We start from the raw sequence: 16,324 nt of genomic DNA on the forward strand, positions 1-16,324 counted from the left end.
TTGGCTTACCTGCCGGTGTAGGATACAAGGCCTTCATTCTAGACATTGCGCCGCCTGGCGCCTAGCTGCCCATGCCAAACCCAAGCTCTGCCTATCACGCCTTCGCCACCCTGCTCGGCAGCGCCGGCCATCCTGTATCGCCGGCCGAACTGCACGGCTTGCTGCTCGGGCGCTGCTGCGCCGGTGCCGGCTTCGACCCAGCGCCATGGCTGGCCGATGCCGCCGACGTGTTGGCCAGCGAGCCCGCCGACAACATTCGCCAAGCCCTGTTGGGCCTGCAAGAAATGGTCAAGGGCGAACTCACCGGCGGTGACATGACCGTGGTGCTGTTGCTGCCCGGCGACGAAGCGCCCTTGGTTGAACGGGCGCAAGCCCTGGGCCAATGGTGCCAGGGGTTCCTTGCAGGCTTCGGCCTCGTGGCAGGCGACCGCGCCCTGAGCAACGATGCCCGCGAAGTGCTCCAAGACCTGGCCGCCATCGCCCAGGTCCAAGGCGCGCTGGAGGAATCCGAAGACGGCGAGAGCGATTACATGGAAGTGATGGAATACCTGCGCGTGGCCCCGCTGTTGCTATTTACCGAGTTCGCCAAGCCACCGACACCTGCTGATGCTGCCCAGCCTTCGTTGCACTAGGCTCTTTACGAACTGGCTCTGCGCGCGGTGATGCTGTGTTGAACACTGGCACGGATGTAATCACGGATGGCCCATTTGCCGCCAGCAAACCCGAATGTGGGCGCCACCCTCACACTCGGCCGTTTGCGCCCGGCCTCACCTTCGCTGGAAGATAGTGCGTACAGCAGCCTACATTCACTGCCTGAGGAAACCGCTCACCCATGGCCCAGATCCCCAAGTCCGAGTACGTACGCCGGCGCAGGGCGTTGATGGCGCAAATGGTGCCCAACAGCATTGCCATTTTGCCCGCTGCCGCCTTGGCCATTCGCAACCGGGACGTGGAGCATGCTTACCGGCAAGACAGCGATTTCCAGTACCTCAGTGGTTTCCCTGAGCCGGAGGCAGTCATCGCCTTGATCCCCGGCCGCGAGCATGGCGAGTACGTACTGTTCTGCCGCGACCGCGACCCTGAGCGCGAGCTATGGGAAGGGCGGCGCGCCGGGCAGGAGGGCGCGATCGAACAATACGGCGCCGACGACGCATTTCCCATTGGCGACATTGACGACATCCTGCCGGGCCTGATCGAAGGGCGGGACCGCGTATACACCGCAATGGGCAGCAACCCCGAATTCGACCGGCACCTGATGGAATGGGTGAACACTATCCGCTCCAAGGCGCGCCTGGGGGCCCAGCCGCCCAATGAGTTCGTGGCGCTCGACCACCTGTTGCACGACATGCGCCTGTATAAGTCTGCCGCTGAAGTAAACGTGATGCGTGAGGCCGCCGCCATCTCGGCGCGTGCCCATGTGCGGGCAATGCGCGCCGCGCGCCCGGGGCTTCACGAATACAGCCTGGAGGCAGAACTGGACCACGAGTTTCGCCGCAGCGGTGCCCGCCTGGTGGCCTATGGTTCGATCGTGGCTGCCGGGCGTAACGCCTGCATCATGCATTACCAGGACAACAACGCGCCCTTGCGCAAGGGCGACCTGGTACTGATCGACGCCGGCTGCGAGATCGACTGCTATGCCAGCGACATCACCCGTACGTTTCCGGTGAGCGGCCGCTTTTCGCCAGAGCAGCGGGCGATCTATGAGCTGGTGCTGCAAGCGCAGCAGGCCGCCTTTGCCGAGATCGCCCCGGGCAAGCACTGGAACCAGGCCCACGAAGCCACGGTGCGGGTGATCACCGCCGGTTTGGTACGCCTTGGCCTGCTGGAAGGCGAGGTTGACGCGCTGATCGCCGGCGATGCGCACCGTGAATTTTATATGCACCGTGCTGGCCACTGGTTGGGCCTGGATGTGCATGACGTGGGGGATTACAAAGTAGGTGGGGAATGGCGGGTGTTGGAGCCGGGCATGGCCCTCACCGTGGAGCCCGGCATTTACATCGCGCCGAACAATACCCGTGTTGCGAAAAAATGGCGCGGCATCGGCGTGCGTATCGAAGACGATGTGGTAGTTACCCGCAAAGGCTGCGAAATCCTTACCGGGGGCGTACCTAAGGCCGTGGAGGACATCGAAGCCTTGATGGCCGAGGCGCAGCCGGTATGAAGCGTTACGACATCGCGATCATCGGTGGCGGATTGGTCGGCGCCAGCCTGGCCCTGGCCCTGCAAGCCGAGGCGAAGGCCCGTGGCTGGTCGGTATTGATGGTCGAGCCGTTCGCCCCCGGCGACAGCTACCAACCCAGCTACGATGCGCGCAGCTCGGCATTGGCCCACGGCACGCGGCTGATTTACGAGCGCTTGGGCGTGTGGGGTGCCATCAGCCAGCACAGCGCGCCGATCGAGCGTATTCATGTGTCCGACCGAGGGCGTTTTGGCGCCACCCGCTTGAGTGCCAGCGAGGAAGGGGTGCCGGCGTTGGGCTATGTCGTGGAGAACGCCTGGCTCGGCCAATGCTTATGGCGGGCGCTGGACCGCGAGGTGGTCACTTGGCGTTGCCCGGCGCAGGTGGAGGGCCTGACCGCGGTGCCCGGCGGGTATCAACTGCGCCTCGATGACGACTCGGTGGCCCAGTGCGGCTTGGCCGTGTTGGCCGACGGCGGGCGTTCGAACCTGCGCGAGCAGTTGGGGGTTGCGGTAAACCATCGCGCCTATGACCAAACCGCGCTGATTGCCAACGTGAGCTTCAGCGATGGCCATGGCGGCCAAGCGTTCGAGCGCTTCACCCAAGAAGGCCCTTTGGCGTTGTTGCCGCTGCCCGAGCAGCGCTGTGCGTTGGTATGGACCCGCAAACCAGCCGATGCCAGCCGTTTGCTGGCGTTGCCCGATCGTGACTTCATGGCCCACCTGCAAGCGGCCTTTGGTTACCGGCTGGGGGCCTTGCGCCAGGTGGGCTCGCGCAGCGCCTACCCGCTGGCCCTGGTCGCCGCCACTGAGCAGGTTCGCCCGCACCTGGTGGTACTGGGCAATGCCGCGCACAGCTTGCACCCGGTGGCTGGGCAAGGTTTCAACTTGTCGCTGCGCGATGTTCAGGCGCTGGCCCAGGCCCTGTGCACCAGCCCCGCGGCGCCGGGTGAATTTTCTACCTTGCAGGCCTATCAAAGCAGCCAACAACGCGACCAATGGCTGACGGTGGGCTTTTCCGACCAGCTCACGCGCCTGTTCGGCGGTGCGGGCCAATGGCTGGCGGCTGGGCGCGGCTTGGGGCTGGTCGCGCTCGACCTGCTGCCTGCGGCCCGGCACGCCTTCGCCCGCCAAGCGATGGGCCTGGGCAGCCGGCCGGGCCTGTCGCTTCCATGACCCACAGCATTCAAGGCGCACCCATGCAAACCGAAGCAGAAATCGTGATCGTCGGCGCCGGCATGGTCGGTAGCACCCTGGCCCTGGCATTGCACCAGCATGGCCTGCAGCCACTGGTGGTCGATGGCGCTGCCACGCAGGCGCAGCCGTTCGCGCCACAAGCGGCCTTCGAACCCCGGGTTAGCGCGTTGTCCGCCACCAGCCAACGGGTATTCGAGCGTTTGGGCGTATGGGCGGGCATGGCGGGGCGGCGGGTCAGCCCCTACACCGACATGCGCGTATGGGATGGCAGCGGCACCGGCCGGCTGCACTTCAGCGCCGCCAGCGTACAGGCCGATGTGCTGGGGCATATCGTCGAGAACCGGGTAGTCCAGGATGCCTTGCTCGATGGCCTGAACGCTGCAAGGGTACCCCTGGTGGGGCATGCGCGGCTGGCACAGTTGCGCCATTCGGGCGACGACTGGCTGCTTAGCCTCAGCAACGGCCAGCAAGTGCGTACGCCGCTGGTGGTTGCCGCCGACGGTGCGCACTCAGCGGTGCGCCAGTTGGCCGGCTGCGCCACGCGGGAATGGGATTACCTGCACCACGCCATCGTGACCAGCGTGCGTACCGCCGGTGACCACTGCCGCACCGCTTGGCAGCGCTTTACCGACGATGGCCCGCTGGCTTTTTTGCCGCTATTGCGTGATGGCAAGCAGGATTGGTGTTCGATCGTCTGGTCGGTTACGCCGGCCTGGGCCAAGCAACTGATGGCATTGGACACGCCAGGCTTCTGCCAGGCGCTGGGCGGCGCCTTCGAGCACCGCCTGGGCCAGGTGCTCGATGCCGACCCCAGGCTGTGCGTGCCGCTGCGCCAGCGCCATGCCAAGCGTTATGTGCAACCGGGCCTGGCCCTGATCGGTGACGCCGCGCATACCCTCCACCCGTTGGCGGGGCAGGGGGTGAACCTCGGCCTGCTCGATGCCGCGGTGTTGGCCGAAGAGCTGCTGCATGGGCACCGGCGTGGTGAGCGCCTGGCCGATGAGCGGGTACTGGGGCGTTACGAACGCCGGCGGATGCCGCACAATTTGGCCCTGATGGCGGCGATGGAGGGCTTTGAACGGTTGTTCCAGGCCGAGCCGCTGGGCTGGCGCTGGTTGCGCAATACGGGGCTCAAATGTGTGGAAAAACTGCCCGATGCCAAGGCCATGTTCGTGCGCCAAGCGCTGGGGCAAGCCGCAGACCTGCCGCAATGGCTGCGCTAGCGGGGTATCTCGGAAGTTAGCTGGTTTATTTTACGAGGCCTTTTGCTGCCGGGCGGCGTTGCCGCCGCTCGCCATAGCGCTGCTAGGAATCGATAACGCGTTCACCGGCACACATGCATGTGCAAACATCTGGAGCACCCCACCAGTAACATTCCGTAACCGCTTGGCTTTGTTCCGGGAAATGCGATTTCTTATCATCTCGCGTTTCGAACATCAGCCGAGGCGATACCCATGTTGGCAGGCAAACGGTTACTGGCGGCGCTGGCGCTGCTCAGCAGTGCGGCCACCGCCCAGGGGGCACAAGAGGTGGTGGTGTACTCCTCGCGCATCGACGAGTTGATCAAGCCGGTTTTCGATGCGTATACCGCCCGTACCGGGGTCAAGGTCAACTTCATTACCGACAAAGAAGCGCCCTTGATGCAGCGGATCAAGGCCGAAGGGCAGCATACCAAGGCCGATCTATTGCTTACCGTCGATGCCGGTAACCTCTGGCAGGCGGAGCAAATGGGCATCCTGCAGCCGCTGCAGTCGCCGCTGATCGACGCCAACATTCCCCCGCAATACCGTGCCGCCAGCCACGCTTGGACGGGCCTGAGCTTGCGTGCCAGGACAATCGCCTACTCCAGCGAGCGGGTGAAGCCCGAAGCGCTTTCGACCTATGAGGCGCTGGCCGGCGAAGCGTGGGAAGGGCGCTTGTGCTTGCGCACGGCCAAGAAGGTGTACAACCAATCGCTTACCGCGACCTTGATCGAAACCCATGGGCCGGAACATGCCGAGCGCATCATCAAGGGGTGGGTGAACAACCTTTCCACCGACGTGTTCTCCGACGACATCGCCGTGCTCCAGGCCATTGCCGCGGGCCAGTGCGACGTCGGTATCGTCAACAGCTATTACTACGGCCGCCTGCACAACGCTGCCCCGTCATTGCCGGTGAAACTGTATTGGCCCAACCAGGGCGACCGCGGTGTGCACGTGAACTTGTCCGGGGTTGGCCTGACCCGTTATGCACCCCACCCGGAAGCGGCCAAGGCCCTGGTGGAGTGGATGACCGGCGCGCAGGCCCAGGCTATTTTTGCCAGCATCAACCAGGAGTTTCCCGCTAACCCGGCCGTCGCGCCGTCGGCCGAGGTGGCCAGTTGGGGCGCCTTCAAGGCCGATACCCTACCGGTAGAAGTCGCCGGCCGGCGCCAAGCCGAAGCCATCCGCATGATGGACCGCGCGGCCTGGAATTGACCGCCATGCGTAACCAGGCCCAACGGCGCTGGTTGGCGCTGGCGTATACGGCCGCTGCCTTGGTGCTGCTGCCGGCCAGCGTGTTGCTGTTGAGCTGGCAGGCCATCGATGGCGAGATCTGGTCGCACCTGTGGGCCACCCAGCTACCGCGCCTGCTGGGCAACACGCTGGTGCTGGTGTTGGGGGTCGGCATCGGGGTCACGCTGGTGGGCGTGAGCCTAGCCTGGCTCACCAGCCTGTGCGAATTCCCCGGCAGGCGCTGGCTCGATTGGGCTTTGATGCTGCCGTTCGCTATTCCAGCCTATGTGCTGGCCTTTGTGTTCATAGGCGTGTTCGACTTCGCCGGCCCCGTGCAAAGCGCCCTGCGCGAGTGGTTCGGCACCGCCGTGCGGCTGCCCCGGGTGCGCTCTACCGGTGGGGTGATCCTGGTGCTGGTGCTGGTGTTCTACCCTTATGTATACCTGCTGGCCCGCACGGCGTTTCTCAGCCAGGGGCGCGGGTTGGTAGAGGCGGCACGCTCGCTCGGCCACTCCCCTTGGCGCGCTTTCTTCAGTGTGGGGCTGCCCATGGCGCGCCCAGCGATCGGCGCGGGGGTGGCCCTGGCGTTGATGGAAACCCTGGCAGACTTCGGCGCGGTATCGGTGTTCAACTTCGACACCTTCACCACCGCGATCTACAAAACCTGGTATGGCTTTTTCAGCCTATCGACGGCCGCGCAATTGGCCAGTGTGTTGTTGCTGGCGGTCATGCTGTTGCTTTACGGTGAGCGCCGCACCCGCACCCGCGTGGCCGCCAGCAGCGAACGCGGCCGGCGCCAAGCGTTGTACCACTTGCGTGGTTGGCGCGCCGCCCTGGCCAGCGGCTGGTGCCTGGGGGTGTTTGCCTGCGCGTTCGTGGTGCCGTTGTTGCAGTTATTGGCCTGGTGTTGGCAGCGCGGGCGTTTTGACTTCGACGAGCGTTACCTGGCGCTGGTGCTGCATACCCTTTACCTGGGCACGCTCGCGGCGCTGCTCACCGTGTTGCTGGCCTTGCTGCTGGCGTTCGCCCGGCGTGCCGTGCCGGGGCGGGCGATGGCGGCGGGCGTGGGCTTGGCGAACCTGGGCTATGCCTTGCCCGGTTCCGTATTGGCGGTGGCGCTGATGCTGGCATTCAGTGCGCTGGACCATTGGCTGGTGATTCCGCTGGCCGGGCGAGCACTGTTGCTGGGCAGCCTGGGGGCGCTGGTGCTGGCCTACCTGGTGCGGTTCCTGGCAGTAGCCTATGGGCCGCTGGAGGCGGCGCTGGGCCGGGTAAGGCCCAGCCTTGCGGAAGCCGCGCGCAGCCTTGGCGTGGCGGGCGTGCCGCTTTTCGCCCGGGTGTATCTGCCGCTGTTGCTGCCTGGGGCGCTTAGCGCCGCATTGTTGGTATTCGTCGATGTGCTCAAGGAAATGCCAGCCACCCTGCTGATGCGCCCGTTCGGCTGGGATACGCTCGCCGTGAGGGTGTTCGAAATGACCAGCGAAGGCGAGTGGGCGCGGGCATCGTTGCCGGCGCTGTCGTTGGTATTGGTCGGCTTGCTGCCGGTGATCGTGTTGGTCCGCCGGTCGGCGCGGCTGGGTTAACGTGCCCGGCGCCCAGCATGCGGATACAATGCGCGGCACCTGGCACCCGCCGGGCCACTGCCGGCACGTTACCGTTCGTAGGCAAATGGCTCTGGCGCGTGCCTTCGCATTGCCCGGAAGGAGAAACCCATGGGACAGCGCACGCCTCTGTATGACCTGCACGTGGCCATGGGGGCCAAACTGGTCGATTTTGGCGGTTGGGACATGCCCCTGCATTATGGATCGCAGGTTGAAGAACACCACCAGGTACGCGGCGATTGCGGCGTATTCGATGTGTCCCACATGACCGTGGTCGATGTGCACGGCAGTGAGGCCCACGCCTGGTTGCGCGGCCTGCTGGCCAATGACCTGGATAGCCTGGATGAGCCCGGCAAGGCACTGTACAGCGCGATGCTCAATGAGCGCGGTGGGGTGATCGACGCCCTGATGATCTACCGCTTGGCCGATGGTTTTCGCTTGGTGCTTAACGCCGTCACCCGTAAAAAGGTATTGGCCTGGTTGTATCAACATCAGCCAGCTGGCGCCGTAGAAGTACGCGAGCGGTCGGAATTATCGATATTCGCGGCCCAGGGCCCGAATGCTCGCGAAAAGGTCGCGCAACTGCTGGGGCAACCGCGCGCCGAACTGATCCATCGGCTATTGCCCTTCCGGGCCGAAGCCGAGGCCGACTGGTTCATCGCCCGCACCGGTTATACCGGCGAAGACGGCTTGGAGATCATGTTGCCCGCTGAGCAAGCGGTAGGGTTGTTCAACGAGTTGGTCGGTGCCGGTATCGCCCCCATCGGGTTGGGCGCACGTGATACATTGCGCCTCGAAGCCGGAATGAACCTGTATGGCCAGGACCTGGACGAGCAGCACTCCCCCTGGGTGTCGAACTTGGCCGGCTCGGTTGCGTTGGAGCCCAGGGGCCGACCGTTCGTCGGCCGCGCGGCGCTGGAGGCCGAGTTGGCGCAAGGGCCAGCCAGCCGGCTGGTAGGGTTGGTGCTCGAGGAGCGAGGGGTGCTGCGGGCCCATCAGGTGGTGCGGGTGGCAGGCGTGGGCGAGGGTGAAATCACCAGCGGTAGTTTTTCACCTACGCTGAATAAATCCATCGCCTTGGCGCGGGTGCCGGCGGCCACGGCCGAGCGAGCCGAGGTCGAAATCCGTGGTAGGTGGCTGCCGGTGCGGGTGGTCAAGCCAACCTTCGTGCGCCATGGCAAGATTCTGGTGTGAACCCATTATTACAGGCGATATGCCGCTGAAGTCCTGAGGAGTGTCCCATGAGCAATATCCCCGCCGAACTGCGTTACGCCGAAAGCCACGAGTGGGCTCGCCTGGAAAGCGATGGCAGCGTGACCGTCGGGATCAGCCACCACGCCCAGGAAGCGCTGGGTGATGTGGTGTACGTTGAGTTGCCGGAGGTCGGCACGAAGGTAAGCGCCAATGACCCATTGTCGGTGGTTGAGTCGGTCAAGGCCGCATCAGACATCTATGCACCGGTAGGCGGTGAAGTGATCGCTGTCAACGAGGCGGTGGCAAATAGCCCAGAAACAGTGAACACCGACCCTTACGGTGCCTGGTTCTTCAAACTCAAGCCAACCGATGCCGCCGAGTTAAACAAGCTGCTCGACGCTGCAGGCTACGAAGCCCTGATCAGCACCAAGTAGCCGCTGGTCACGGCTGTTCGGCCACGGCGTTTTTAGCCAGGATGGCATTGGCCAGCGCCATGTCGCTGGCCTGTAACCCTGGGTTGTCACTGCGCAGGCGGGCTATCGCCGCTTCGAGGAAGGGCCCGCGTATGGCGCCGTCGCTGGCGACGAAACTGCCGGCATCGTCCTGGGCGGCCACGACCATTTTGTGGTCTTTGAATGTGAGATAGGTCGAACCGGTGGTAGCGCCGGACGAAACCACATTGCGCAAGAACGAGTCGGCCATTGCCGGGCCCAGAGGCAAGCAAAACAGCGCAGCGCTAAGGATCACGGGTTTAACGCGCATGATCGAACTCCTTGTGGATATACACCGCTTTTGAGCCGCGGCAAGGCTGCCAAGTTCAGCACACCACGGAATTTCCCTGGGCCGCGGGCGTAACCCGCAGCACCTCTTGTACGCACACGTTACCGGCGGCCAATTCCACCGTGGCGCCGATGCGCAAGGGGCGCATGCCGTCCTGGCAGGCCCGGGCGCGTAAGCGGGCCAACGGGGTGGCGGGCCCCACCTGGGCTTTGAGGCGGTCGGTCATCAACATGATCTCGTAGATCGCCATACGGCCCTTGTAGCCAGTGCCATGGCATTCATCGCAACCCACCGGGCTGAATACCCGCGCCGGCGCGGGGGCGCGCCAAGGGTGTATCAGCGCGTGCCAATCCTGCTCATTGATGGCGCCCGCGGCCTTGCAATATGGGCACAACGTTCGCAGCAACCGCTGCGCCATCACCCCCAGCAGCGTGGCGTTGATCAGGTGGTGAGGTACGCCCATTTCCTGCAACCGGGTAACGGCCGCCGGTGCGTCGTTGGTGTGCAATGTCGAAAGCACCAAGTGGCCCGTCAGTGCCGCTTGTACGGCCATGTGCGCGGTTTCCACGTCGCGGATTTCGCCCACCATGATGATGTCTGGGTCTTGCCGCATGAGTGCCCGTAAACCGCTGGCGAAGCCGAGGTTGATGTTATGCCGCACTTGCATCTGGTTCAGTGCCGGGTTCACCACCTCGATCGGGTCTTCGATGGTGCACAGGTTTACTTCCGGCCGCGCCAGCTCATGCAATGTGGCGTACAACGTGGTGGTTTTGCCCGAGCCGGTTGGGCCCGTTACCAGGATGATGCCGTTTGGCTGGTGAATGATGCCTTGCCAGCGCGCCAACTGCGCACCCGCCAGGCCCAAGGCAGGGAGGTTCTGGAGCAGCAGTTCGGGGTTGAACAGGCGCACGACGGTTTTTTCGCCGAAGGCTGTCGGCAACGTGGATACCCGCAGTTCGATGGCCTTGCCTTGCGCGGTGGTATGGCGAAAGCGGCCATCTTGGGGCTTGCGCTTCTCGGCAAGGTTGAGTTGGCCCAAGCTTTTGAGCCGGCTGGTGACGGCGGTGGCCACCGCCGTGGGCAGGCTGTACACGCACAGCAACATGCCATCGATGCGCAGCCGTACCTGCGCTTGCTCACTGCGCGGTTCCAGGTGGATGTCACTGGCGCCTTGCTCGAAGGCATAGTTCAGCAGCCAGTTGATGATATCGCTGACGGGAGCCTGCTCCCCCTCGGGCGGTGCGGGCAACCGCTGCAGCGCCGCCAACCCGGCCTGGGCGGCCTGCTGTGCGCCGTTTACCGAGTGGGCCAGGTGAAACAACTGGCCAATCAGGTGCTCGATTACCTGCGGGTTGGCCACCACCCGTTCGATACGCCGCCGGGTGGCGGTCGCCAACCCGGCGACCCAGCCGGTTACCCACGGCTCGGCAGTCGCGACCACTACATGCTCAGGGGCCACCTCCAACGGAAGGATCTGGTGGTATTTGGCGAAAGCGGCTGATACTTGAGACGTCACACTGGCCACATCCAGCCGGAACGGGTCGATACGCCGGTAAGGCAAGCCCGCTTGCTCCGCCAGCCATTGCGTCAGCTGTTCCAGGCACAGCGGCTGGCCCTTGGGGCCTGGGAATTGCCGCTGGGCGAGGGTGAGCAACGGATGTTGGCCGGGCTTGTGTGCCTGCAGGGTAGGGGTGATGTCGGCGGGGGAAATAAGCGTTTGCTGCGCCAATTGTTGAAGCAGAGCGTGCAGTTGTAAGGGGCGATTGCCGCCGATAGGTTCGCTGAGCATGGGCACCCTGCCAGATCATGACCGTCCGTGGTCGATGGGTGCAGCATAGTGCGTAGCGGCGCGGGTGCCAGGCCAAGCCGTCACAGGATATGACCGCTCAGGCCAAGGCCGCCATTGGGCGTACCGCTTCCAGTACCACGTCGTCTACGTCCACCAGGCCACGCATGCGCTGCGCAATCAACTGCGCACGGTGCCAACTCACCTGCGCCACTTCGAGCTCCAGACGCAGTACCCCGTGCTGCACCTGCAGGTGGGCATGGTGGGCCATCAAGTACTGCATGGCGAGCAGGTTCATTACCCGGCAAGCCACGTCTGGCTGGGGCTGTGCATTCAGCACAAAGCGCACGCATTCAGTGGCAAGGTCACGTGCCCAGGGGTCGTTGCGTGTGGGCGTATCGAGGCTGTGCAGGGTCATGGTCGGCTCCTCCGGCGGTGCCGATAGTGTGCACCGCTGGGCAGGTTATTGCTTTGCTAGCTATCCCTGATTTCGCCTTTTATGGAATTATTTAATTCTCTTTCGTTCATTAATGGGAATTTTTATGCGGGTAACGCTAGATTCGTTCGATCGTCGTATTCTTGAAGTGCTGCAGGAAGATGCCACGCTCTCTACTGCGCAGGTGGCTGAGCGGGTGGGGCTGTCGCAGTCGCCATGCTGGCGGCGGATACAGCGGCTCAAGGAAGAGGGGGTAATTCGCGCCCAGGTATCGCTGCTGGACCGCAAGAAAATCGGCCTGAACACCCAGATATTCGCGGCAGTGAAGCTTAACGCCCACGGGCGCTCGAACTTTACGGAGTTTACCGAGGCCGTTCGCGGCTTTCCCGAGGTGATGGAGTGTTATGTATTGATGGGCGCGGTGGATTTCATGCTGCGTATCGTCACCTCGGACATCGAAGCCTACGAGCGGTTTTTCTTCGAAAAATTATCTTTGGTACCGGGCATACAGGAGGTGAACTCGACCGTGGCCCTGTCGGAGATCAAGTCCACCACCCGTTTGCCGGTCAACGCTTGACCAGTTGCTTCCAGCCCGGGTGGCGCGACAGCGCCAAGGCTTGTGCTTCGCGGGCTTGGAGCGTCTGCTCGTTGATCGGCGCCTCGGCCAGCTCATGCAGGCGGTTAAGCTCACCGTACAGGCGGTCGGCCTCGGGTAGCTCCAGCGCAAGGCGGGCATAGCGCAGCCACACCTTCAGGCGCTCCAATCGTGGCAGTTGCTCGGCAAGGTCTTCGGGCTGCCGGCGGTAGAGGTCGAGTTGCAGCGCGGCGCCTTCGTCGCCGATGAACGTAGCCAGCCAGGTGGCCACCGGCACGGCACCGAGCTTGGCACCGCGCCCCTTGCGTTCGGTTTTCCAGGCTTCAGCCAGCAGCCATTGCGATAGGCTTAGCGAAAAGTGCCCCCAGCGAGGGTCGTGTAGCTCTTCGGCGAATTGCTCTGGCGCCCCCTGGCGCACATCTTCATCGGCATTGCCGGCGTCTACCAGCGGGCGCCAATCTTCGAGTAGCTCATCGAGGGCGCGGCGCAGTTCGTGGGTGCTGCTGCGCGGTGCCGCCAGGCCAAGGCTGCCCAGCAAGGCGCGCAGTTCGACCAGGCGCTGCAGCCACTCTTGCAGCAAGCGCCAATGCCCGTTGAAGCGGTATTGCTCGGCCAGCCGCTGGCTACTGCCCAACAGGTGCCAAGCCAGGGCGGTGAAGGCGTCGTCCAGGGGTGTTTCCGCGCCCAGCTCAGGCGCCGGCAAGGTCAGGGCGTAGCTGTCTGGGTCGAACAGGCGATAGCCGCGTTCGGCTTTGCTGATGTCGCACGGCATCAGCGCCAGCGTTTGCGCCAGCTCAGCGGCCAGCTCCAGCAATGCTGCCGGTTCGCCCTCACGCAGTTCCAGCTCCAGTTCGCAGATTTCTTCCTTGTGCTTGCCCGCCACCACGTGGCCGAGGTCTAGCGCGGCTTCCAGCACCACCTTGGCCTTGCCACGGCCCCAAGCGATTTCGGCTTTTTCGCGCACGAAATCAGTCGTGAAGATCGGTTTGAGGGTTTTTTTATCGAGCTCGGCCAAGGCGGCGGGCCAACAATCGTCGGTGAGTTTTTTAAGGTCCAGCTTGGGTTTGTCCAGGTACCAGTCGTACTCGTTGCGCTCGGACAAACCGGCAACGCTCTGGCCGCGGGCTTTGAGGGTCTGGATCAGTTGCTCGCCGTCTTTGCGCAGGCGCAACGCGACCTTGGCGGCGGCCAGGTCACGAGCCGGGGTGTCGAAGTACTGGTTGGCCAGTTCGTGGCGCGACCAGCCGCTTTTATTGCGCTTTTTCAGCAGGGGGTGCTCGCGCAGGGCGGCCAACGTGTCGCGGCTGACCCGCAGTTTGATTTCGGTTTCTTTGTGCATGGCAGGTTGGAATCCAGCGCCGCAAGGGCAATAGCGTAACTGCGAAGAAGGCGCCCAGTGTAACGCACCCGGGCCGCAACCGGTTTATTCCAGCGTGCAGATGGTTCTATGATGGGGGCTGAACCGGGAGAAAACCGATGCCATTGCCGCCCCTTAAAGCGCAGTTCGCTGCGTTGATCGCCACGCCTTCGGTGAGTTGCACCCAGCCCGCGTTGGATATGCCCAACCTGCCGGTCATCAACCTGCTGGCCAACTGGCTGGGCGACCTGGGCTTCAACTGCCAGGTGCATCCGGTCGCCCCCGGCAAGGCCAACCTGCTCGCCAGCTTCGGCAGCGGCCCGGGGGGGTTGGTGTTGGCCGGGCACAGTGACACGGTGCCGTTCGACGAAAGCTTGTGGCAAACCGACCCACTCAAGCTCAGCGAAGCCGGTGACCGTTGGCTGGGCTTGGGCGTGTGTGACATGAAAGGTTTCTTCCCTCTGGTGATCGAAGCGGTGCAGCCGTTGCTGTCACAGCCCTTCAAACAACCGTTGCTGGTGCTGGCCACCTGCGATGAAGAAAGCTCGATGGCCGGTGCCAAGGCCCTGGCCGAAGCCGGCCGGCCGCTGGGACGCGCGGCGGTGATTGGTGAGCCCACCGGCCTTAAGCCCATCCGCTTGCACAAGGGCGTGATGATGGAGCGCATCGATATATTGGGGCGCAGCGGCCATTCATCAGACCCCACCCTTGGCCACAGCGCTCTGGAGGCCATGCATGCCGCCATGGGTGAGCTGATAGCCCTACGCCAGCAATGGCAGGTGGCGTACAATAACCCCCAATTTGGCGTGCCCCACCCCACCCTCAACCTGGGCTGCATCCATGGTGGAGACAACCCCAATCGCATTTGCGGGCAGTGTTCGTTGGAATTCGACCTGCGCCCGCTGCCGGGCATGGACCCCGCGCAACTGCGCGCCGCGATCCAGCAGAAACTGCGGCCAGTGGCCGAGCGCTACCAGGTGAAGATCGATTACGCGCCCCTGTTTGCCGAAGTGTCCCCCTTCGAGCAGGCTGCCGACGCCGAACTGGTACGGGTGGCCGAGCGGCTGACCGGCCACCGCGCGGAGGCTGTAGCGTTCGGCACCGAGGCGCCGTATTTTCAGAGGCTGGGCTGCGAAACCCTGGTGTTGGGCCCTGGTGATATCCGCTGCGCCCACCAGCCAGGGGAATACCTTGAATTGTCACGTTTGCAGCCTACGGTGCGTCTACTGCGTGAGTTGATTCAACATTACTGCCTGGGCCCGGCTTGAATAGCCGCGGCCTACCTACGTATTCCCGCCACAAGGAGCACGCGCGTGTCGCCAAGCCTGTTACGACGATAACCCACTTACCTCGTTGCATCGCGCTTTCGTCTTGAACTGCCACAGGCCCCTGTCTGATGCCCGAATACGTTAACTGGCTACGCCACGCTTCGCCTTATATCAATGCCCACCGCGACCGCACCTTTGTGGTGATGCTGCCCGGTGACGGGGTGGCGCACCCCAACTTTGGCAACATCGTGCATGACCTGGTGTTGCTGCACAGCCTGGGCGTGCGCCTGGTGCTGGTGCATGGTTCGCGCCCACAAATCGAAAGCCGCCTGGCCGCCCGCGGTATTCCCGCGCATTACCACAACGGCCTGCGCATTACCGATACGCCCACGCTCGAATGCGTGATCGACGCGGTCGGGCACCTGCGCATAGCCATCGAAGCTCGGTTGTCGATGGACATGGCCTCCTCGCCCATGCAGGGGGCGCGCTTGCGTGTGGTTGGCGGCAACTTGGTGACCGCCAAGCCCATCGGCGTGCTGGAAGGGATTGACTACCACCACACCGGTGAGGTGCGCCGCATCGATCGCAAAGGGATCAACCGCCTGCTCGATGAGCGTGCCATCGTGCTGTTGTCGCCGCTGGGCTACTCGCCCACTGGCGAGATTTTCAACATCGCCTGTGAAGACGTTGCCACCCGGGCGGCGGTGGACCTTGGCGCCGATAAGCTGCTGTTGTTCGGCGCCGAACCCGGCTTGCTCGACGCACAGGGCCGGCTGGTGCGTGAGATCAGCCCGTTGCAGGTGCCCGCACACCTGGAACGCCTGGGGCCCCATGAATACCAGGGCGAATTGCTCGATGCCGCGGCCCAGGCCTGCCGGGGCGGGGTTCCCCGTAGCCATATCGTCAGCTATGCCGAAGATGGTGCGCTGCTCAGTGAGCTGTTCACCCGCGCCGGTAACGGCACCCTGGTGGCCCAGGAGCAATTCGAGCGCGTGCGTGAAGCGAACATCGGCGATGTAGGCGGGCTGATCGAACTGATCAGCCCGCTTGAGGATCAGGGTATTTTGGTGCGCCGGTCGCGAGAAGTTCTGGAGCGGGAAATCGAACACTTCAGCGTGGTCGAGCGGGAGGGCATGATCATCGCCTGCGCCGCGCTGTACCCGATCGCCGATTCCGATGCGGGCGAACTGGCCTGCCTGGCAGTGAACCCTGAGTACCGCCATGGCGGCCGGGGCGACGAGTTACTCGAACGCATCGAAGAGCGCGCCAAGGCAGCGGGGCTGAACACCCTGTTCGTGCTCACGACCCGCACGGCGCACTGGTTCCGCGAGCGCGGGTTTATCCCCAGCGGGGTGGAACGGCTACCGGCGGCCCGGGCCTCGCTGTACAACTACCAACGCAATTCGAAAATATTCGAAAAAACGCTGGGCAACAGCGGCAAGCGTTGAAAACCCGCAT

At 63.9% G+C, this 16,324-nt stretch carries 15 protein-coding genes; 11 read left to right on the forward strand and 4 right to left on the reverse strand.

Going from position 1 to position 16,324, the window contains the following annotated elements:
• Window positions 1-71: 71 nt before the first annotated feature.
• The 8 genes from HAQ05_RS14705 to gcvH all read left to right on the forward strand — a co-directional run bounded on the left by HAQ05_RS14705 (window position 72) and on the right by gcvH (window position 9,078).
• On the forward strand, window positions 72-632 hold the full coding sequence (locus tag HAQ05_RS14705; RefSeq protein WP_190421836.1) for a YecA/YgfB family protein: 561 nt from the start codon (window positions 72-74) through the stop codon (window positions 630-632).
• A 200-nt stretch (window positions 633-832) separates the two neighbouring features.
• Window positions 833-2,161, forward strand: coding sequence for a Xaa-Pro aminopeptidase (gene pepP / locus HAQ05_RS14710; protein ID WP_190421838.1), 1,329 nt, complete (start codon window positions 833-835; stop codon window positions 2,159-2,161).
• On the forward strand, window positions 2,158-3,354 hold the full coding sequence (ubiH, locus tag HAQ05_RS14715) for a 2-octaprenyl-6-methoxyphenyl hydroxylase (protein ID WP_190421840.1): 1,197 nt from the start codon (window positions 2,158-2,160) through the stop codon (window positions 3,352-3,354). The genes pepP and ubiH overlap by 4 nt, the downstream gene beginning before the upstream one ends.
• Before the next feature lie 23 nt (window positions 3,355-3,377).
• Window positions 3,378-4,598 carry a 2-octaprenyl-3-methyl-6-methoxy-1,4-benzoquinol hydroxylase gene (locus HAQ05_RS14720; RefSeq protein ID WP_190421842.1) on the forward strand — a complete coding sequence of 407 codons (1,221 nt, stop codon included), beginning with the start codon at window positions 3,378-3,380 and terminating at the stop codon, window positions 4,596-4,598.
• 231 nt (window positions 4,599-4,829) lie between these two features.
• A complete protein-coding gene (locus tag HAQ05_RS14725; RefSeq protein ID WP_190421844.1) occupies window positions 4,830-5,831 on the forward strand; it encodes an extracellular solute-binding protein in 1,002 nt (333 codons plus the stop codon).
• Between the two features lie 5 nt (window positions 5,832-5,836).
• Window positions 5,837-7,432 (forward strand): ABC transporter permease, encoded by a 1,596-nt coding sequence (locus tag HAQ05_RS14730; RefSeq protein ID WP_190421846.1) that lies wholly within the window; start codon window positions 5,837-5,839, stop codon window positions 7,430-7,432.
• Window positions 7,433-7,561: 129 nt separating this feature from the next.
• On the forward strand, window positions 7,562-8,644 hold the full coding sequence (gene gcvT, locus HAQ05_RS14735; protein WP_190421848.1) for a glycine cleavage system aminomethyltransferase GcvT: 1,083 nt from the start codon (window positions 7,562-7,564) through the stop codon (window positions 8,642-8,644).
• A 47-nt stretch (window positions 8,645-8,691) separates the two neighbouring features.
• Complete coding sequence (gene gcvH / locus HAQ05_RS14740; protein ID WP_190421850.1) at window positions 8,692-9,078, forward strand: glycine cleavage system protein GcvH; 387 nt, start codon at window positions 8,692-8,694, stop codon at window positions 9,076-9,078.
• 7 nt (window positions 9,079-9,085) lie between these two features.
• On the opposite strand, the gene HAQ05_RS14745 is transcribed toward gcvH, so the two are convergent.
• The 3 genes from HAQ05_RS14745 to HAQ05_RS14755 all read right to left on the reverse strand — a co-directional run bounded on the left by HAQ05_RS14745 (window position 9,086) and on the right by HAQ05_RS14755 (window position 11,628).
• Entirely contained in the window at window positions 9,086-9,406 is a 321-nt protein-coding gene (locus HAQ05_RS14745; RefSeq protein ID WP_190421852.1) for a DUF2388 domain-containing protein, read from the reverse strand.
• Window positions 9,407-9,461: 55 nt separating this feature from the next.
• Complete coding sequence (locus tag HAQ05_RS14750) at window positions 9,462-11,213, reverse strand: GspE/PulE family protein (protein ID WP_194719608.1); 1,752 nt, start codon at window positions 11,211-11,213, stop codon at window positions 9,462-9,464.
• A gap of 97 nt (window positions 11,214-11,310) precedes the next feature.
• Entirely contained in the window at window positions 11,311-11,628 is a 318-nt protein-coding gene (locus HAQ05_RS14755; protein ID WP_190421855.1) for a hypothetical protein, read from the reverse strand.
• A 124-nt stretch (window positions 11,629-11,752) separates the two neighbouring features.
• Between HAQ05_RS14755 and HAQ05_RS14760 the strand changes: the two genes are divergently transcribed.
• Window positions 11,753-12,223: an Lrp/AsnC family transcriptional regulator gene (locus HAQ05_RS14760; protein ID WP_190421857.1), complete on the forward strand. Its 471-nt coding sequence runs from the start codon at window positions 11,753-11,755 to the stop codon at window positions 12,221-12,223.
• Here the strand turns inward: HAQ05_RS14760 and HAQ05_RS14765 are convergent.
• Window positions 12,213-13,580: a CYTH domain-containing protein gene (locus HAQ05_RS14765; protein WP_190421859.1), complete on the reverse strand. Its 1,368-nt coding sequence runs from the start codon at window positions 13,578-13,580 to the stop codon at window positions 12,213-12,215. The two genes, HAQ05_RS14760 and HAQ05_RS14765, sit on opposite strands and share 11 nt — an antisense overlap.
• Before the next feature lie 137 nt (window positions 13,581-13,717).
• Between HAQ05_RS14765 and argE the strand changes: the two genes are divergently transcribed.
• On the forward strand, window positions 13,718-14,866 hold the full coding sequence (argE, locus tag HAQ05_RS14770) for an acetylornithine deacetylase (RefSeq protein WP_190421861.1): 1,149 nt from the start codon (window positions 13,718-13,720) through the stop codon (window positions 14,864-14,866).
• 128 nt (window positions 14,867-14,994) lie between these two features.
• Window positions 14,995-16,314, forward strand: coding sequence for an amino-acid N-acetyltransferase (argA, locus tag HAQ05_RS14775; protein WP_190421863.1), 1,320 nt, complete (start codon window positions 14,995-14,997; stop codon window positions 16,312-16,314).
• Window positions 16,315-16,324: the final 10 nt, after the last annotated feature.

The organism is Pseudomonas typographi (assembly GCF_014694385.1).
GTDB lineage: Bacteria > Pseudomonadota > Gammaproteobacteria > Pseudomonadales > Pseudomonadaceae > Aquipseudomonas > Aquipseudomonas typographi.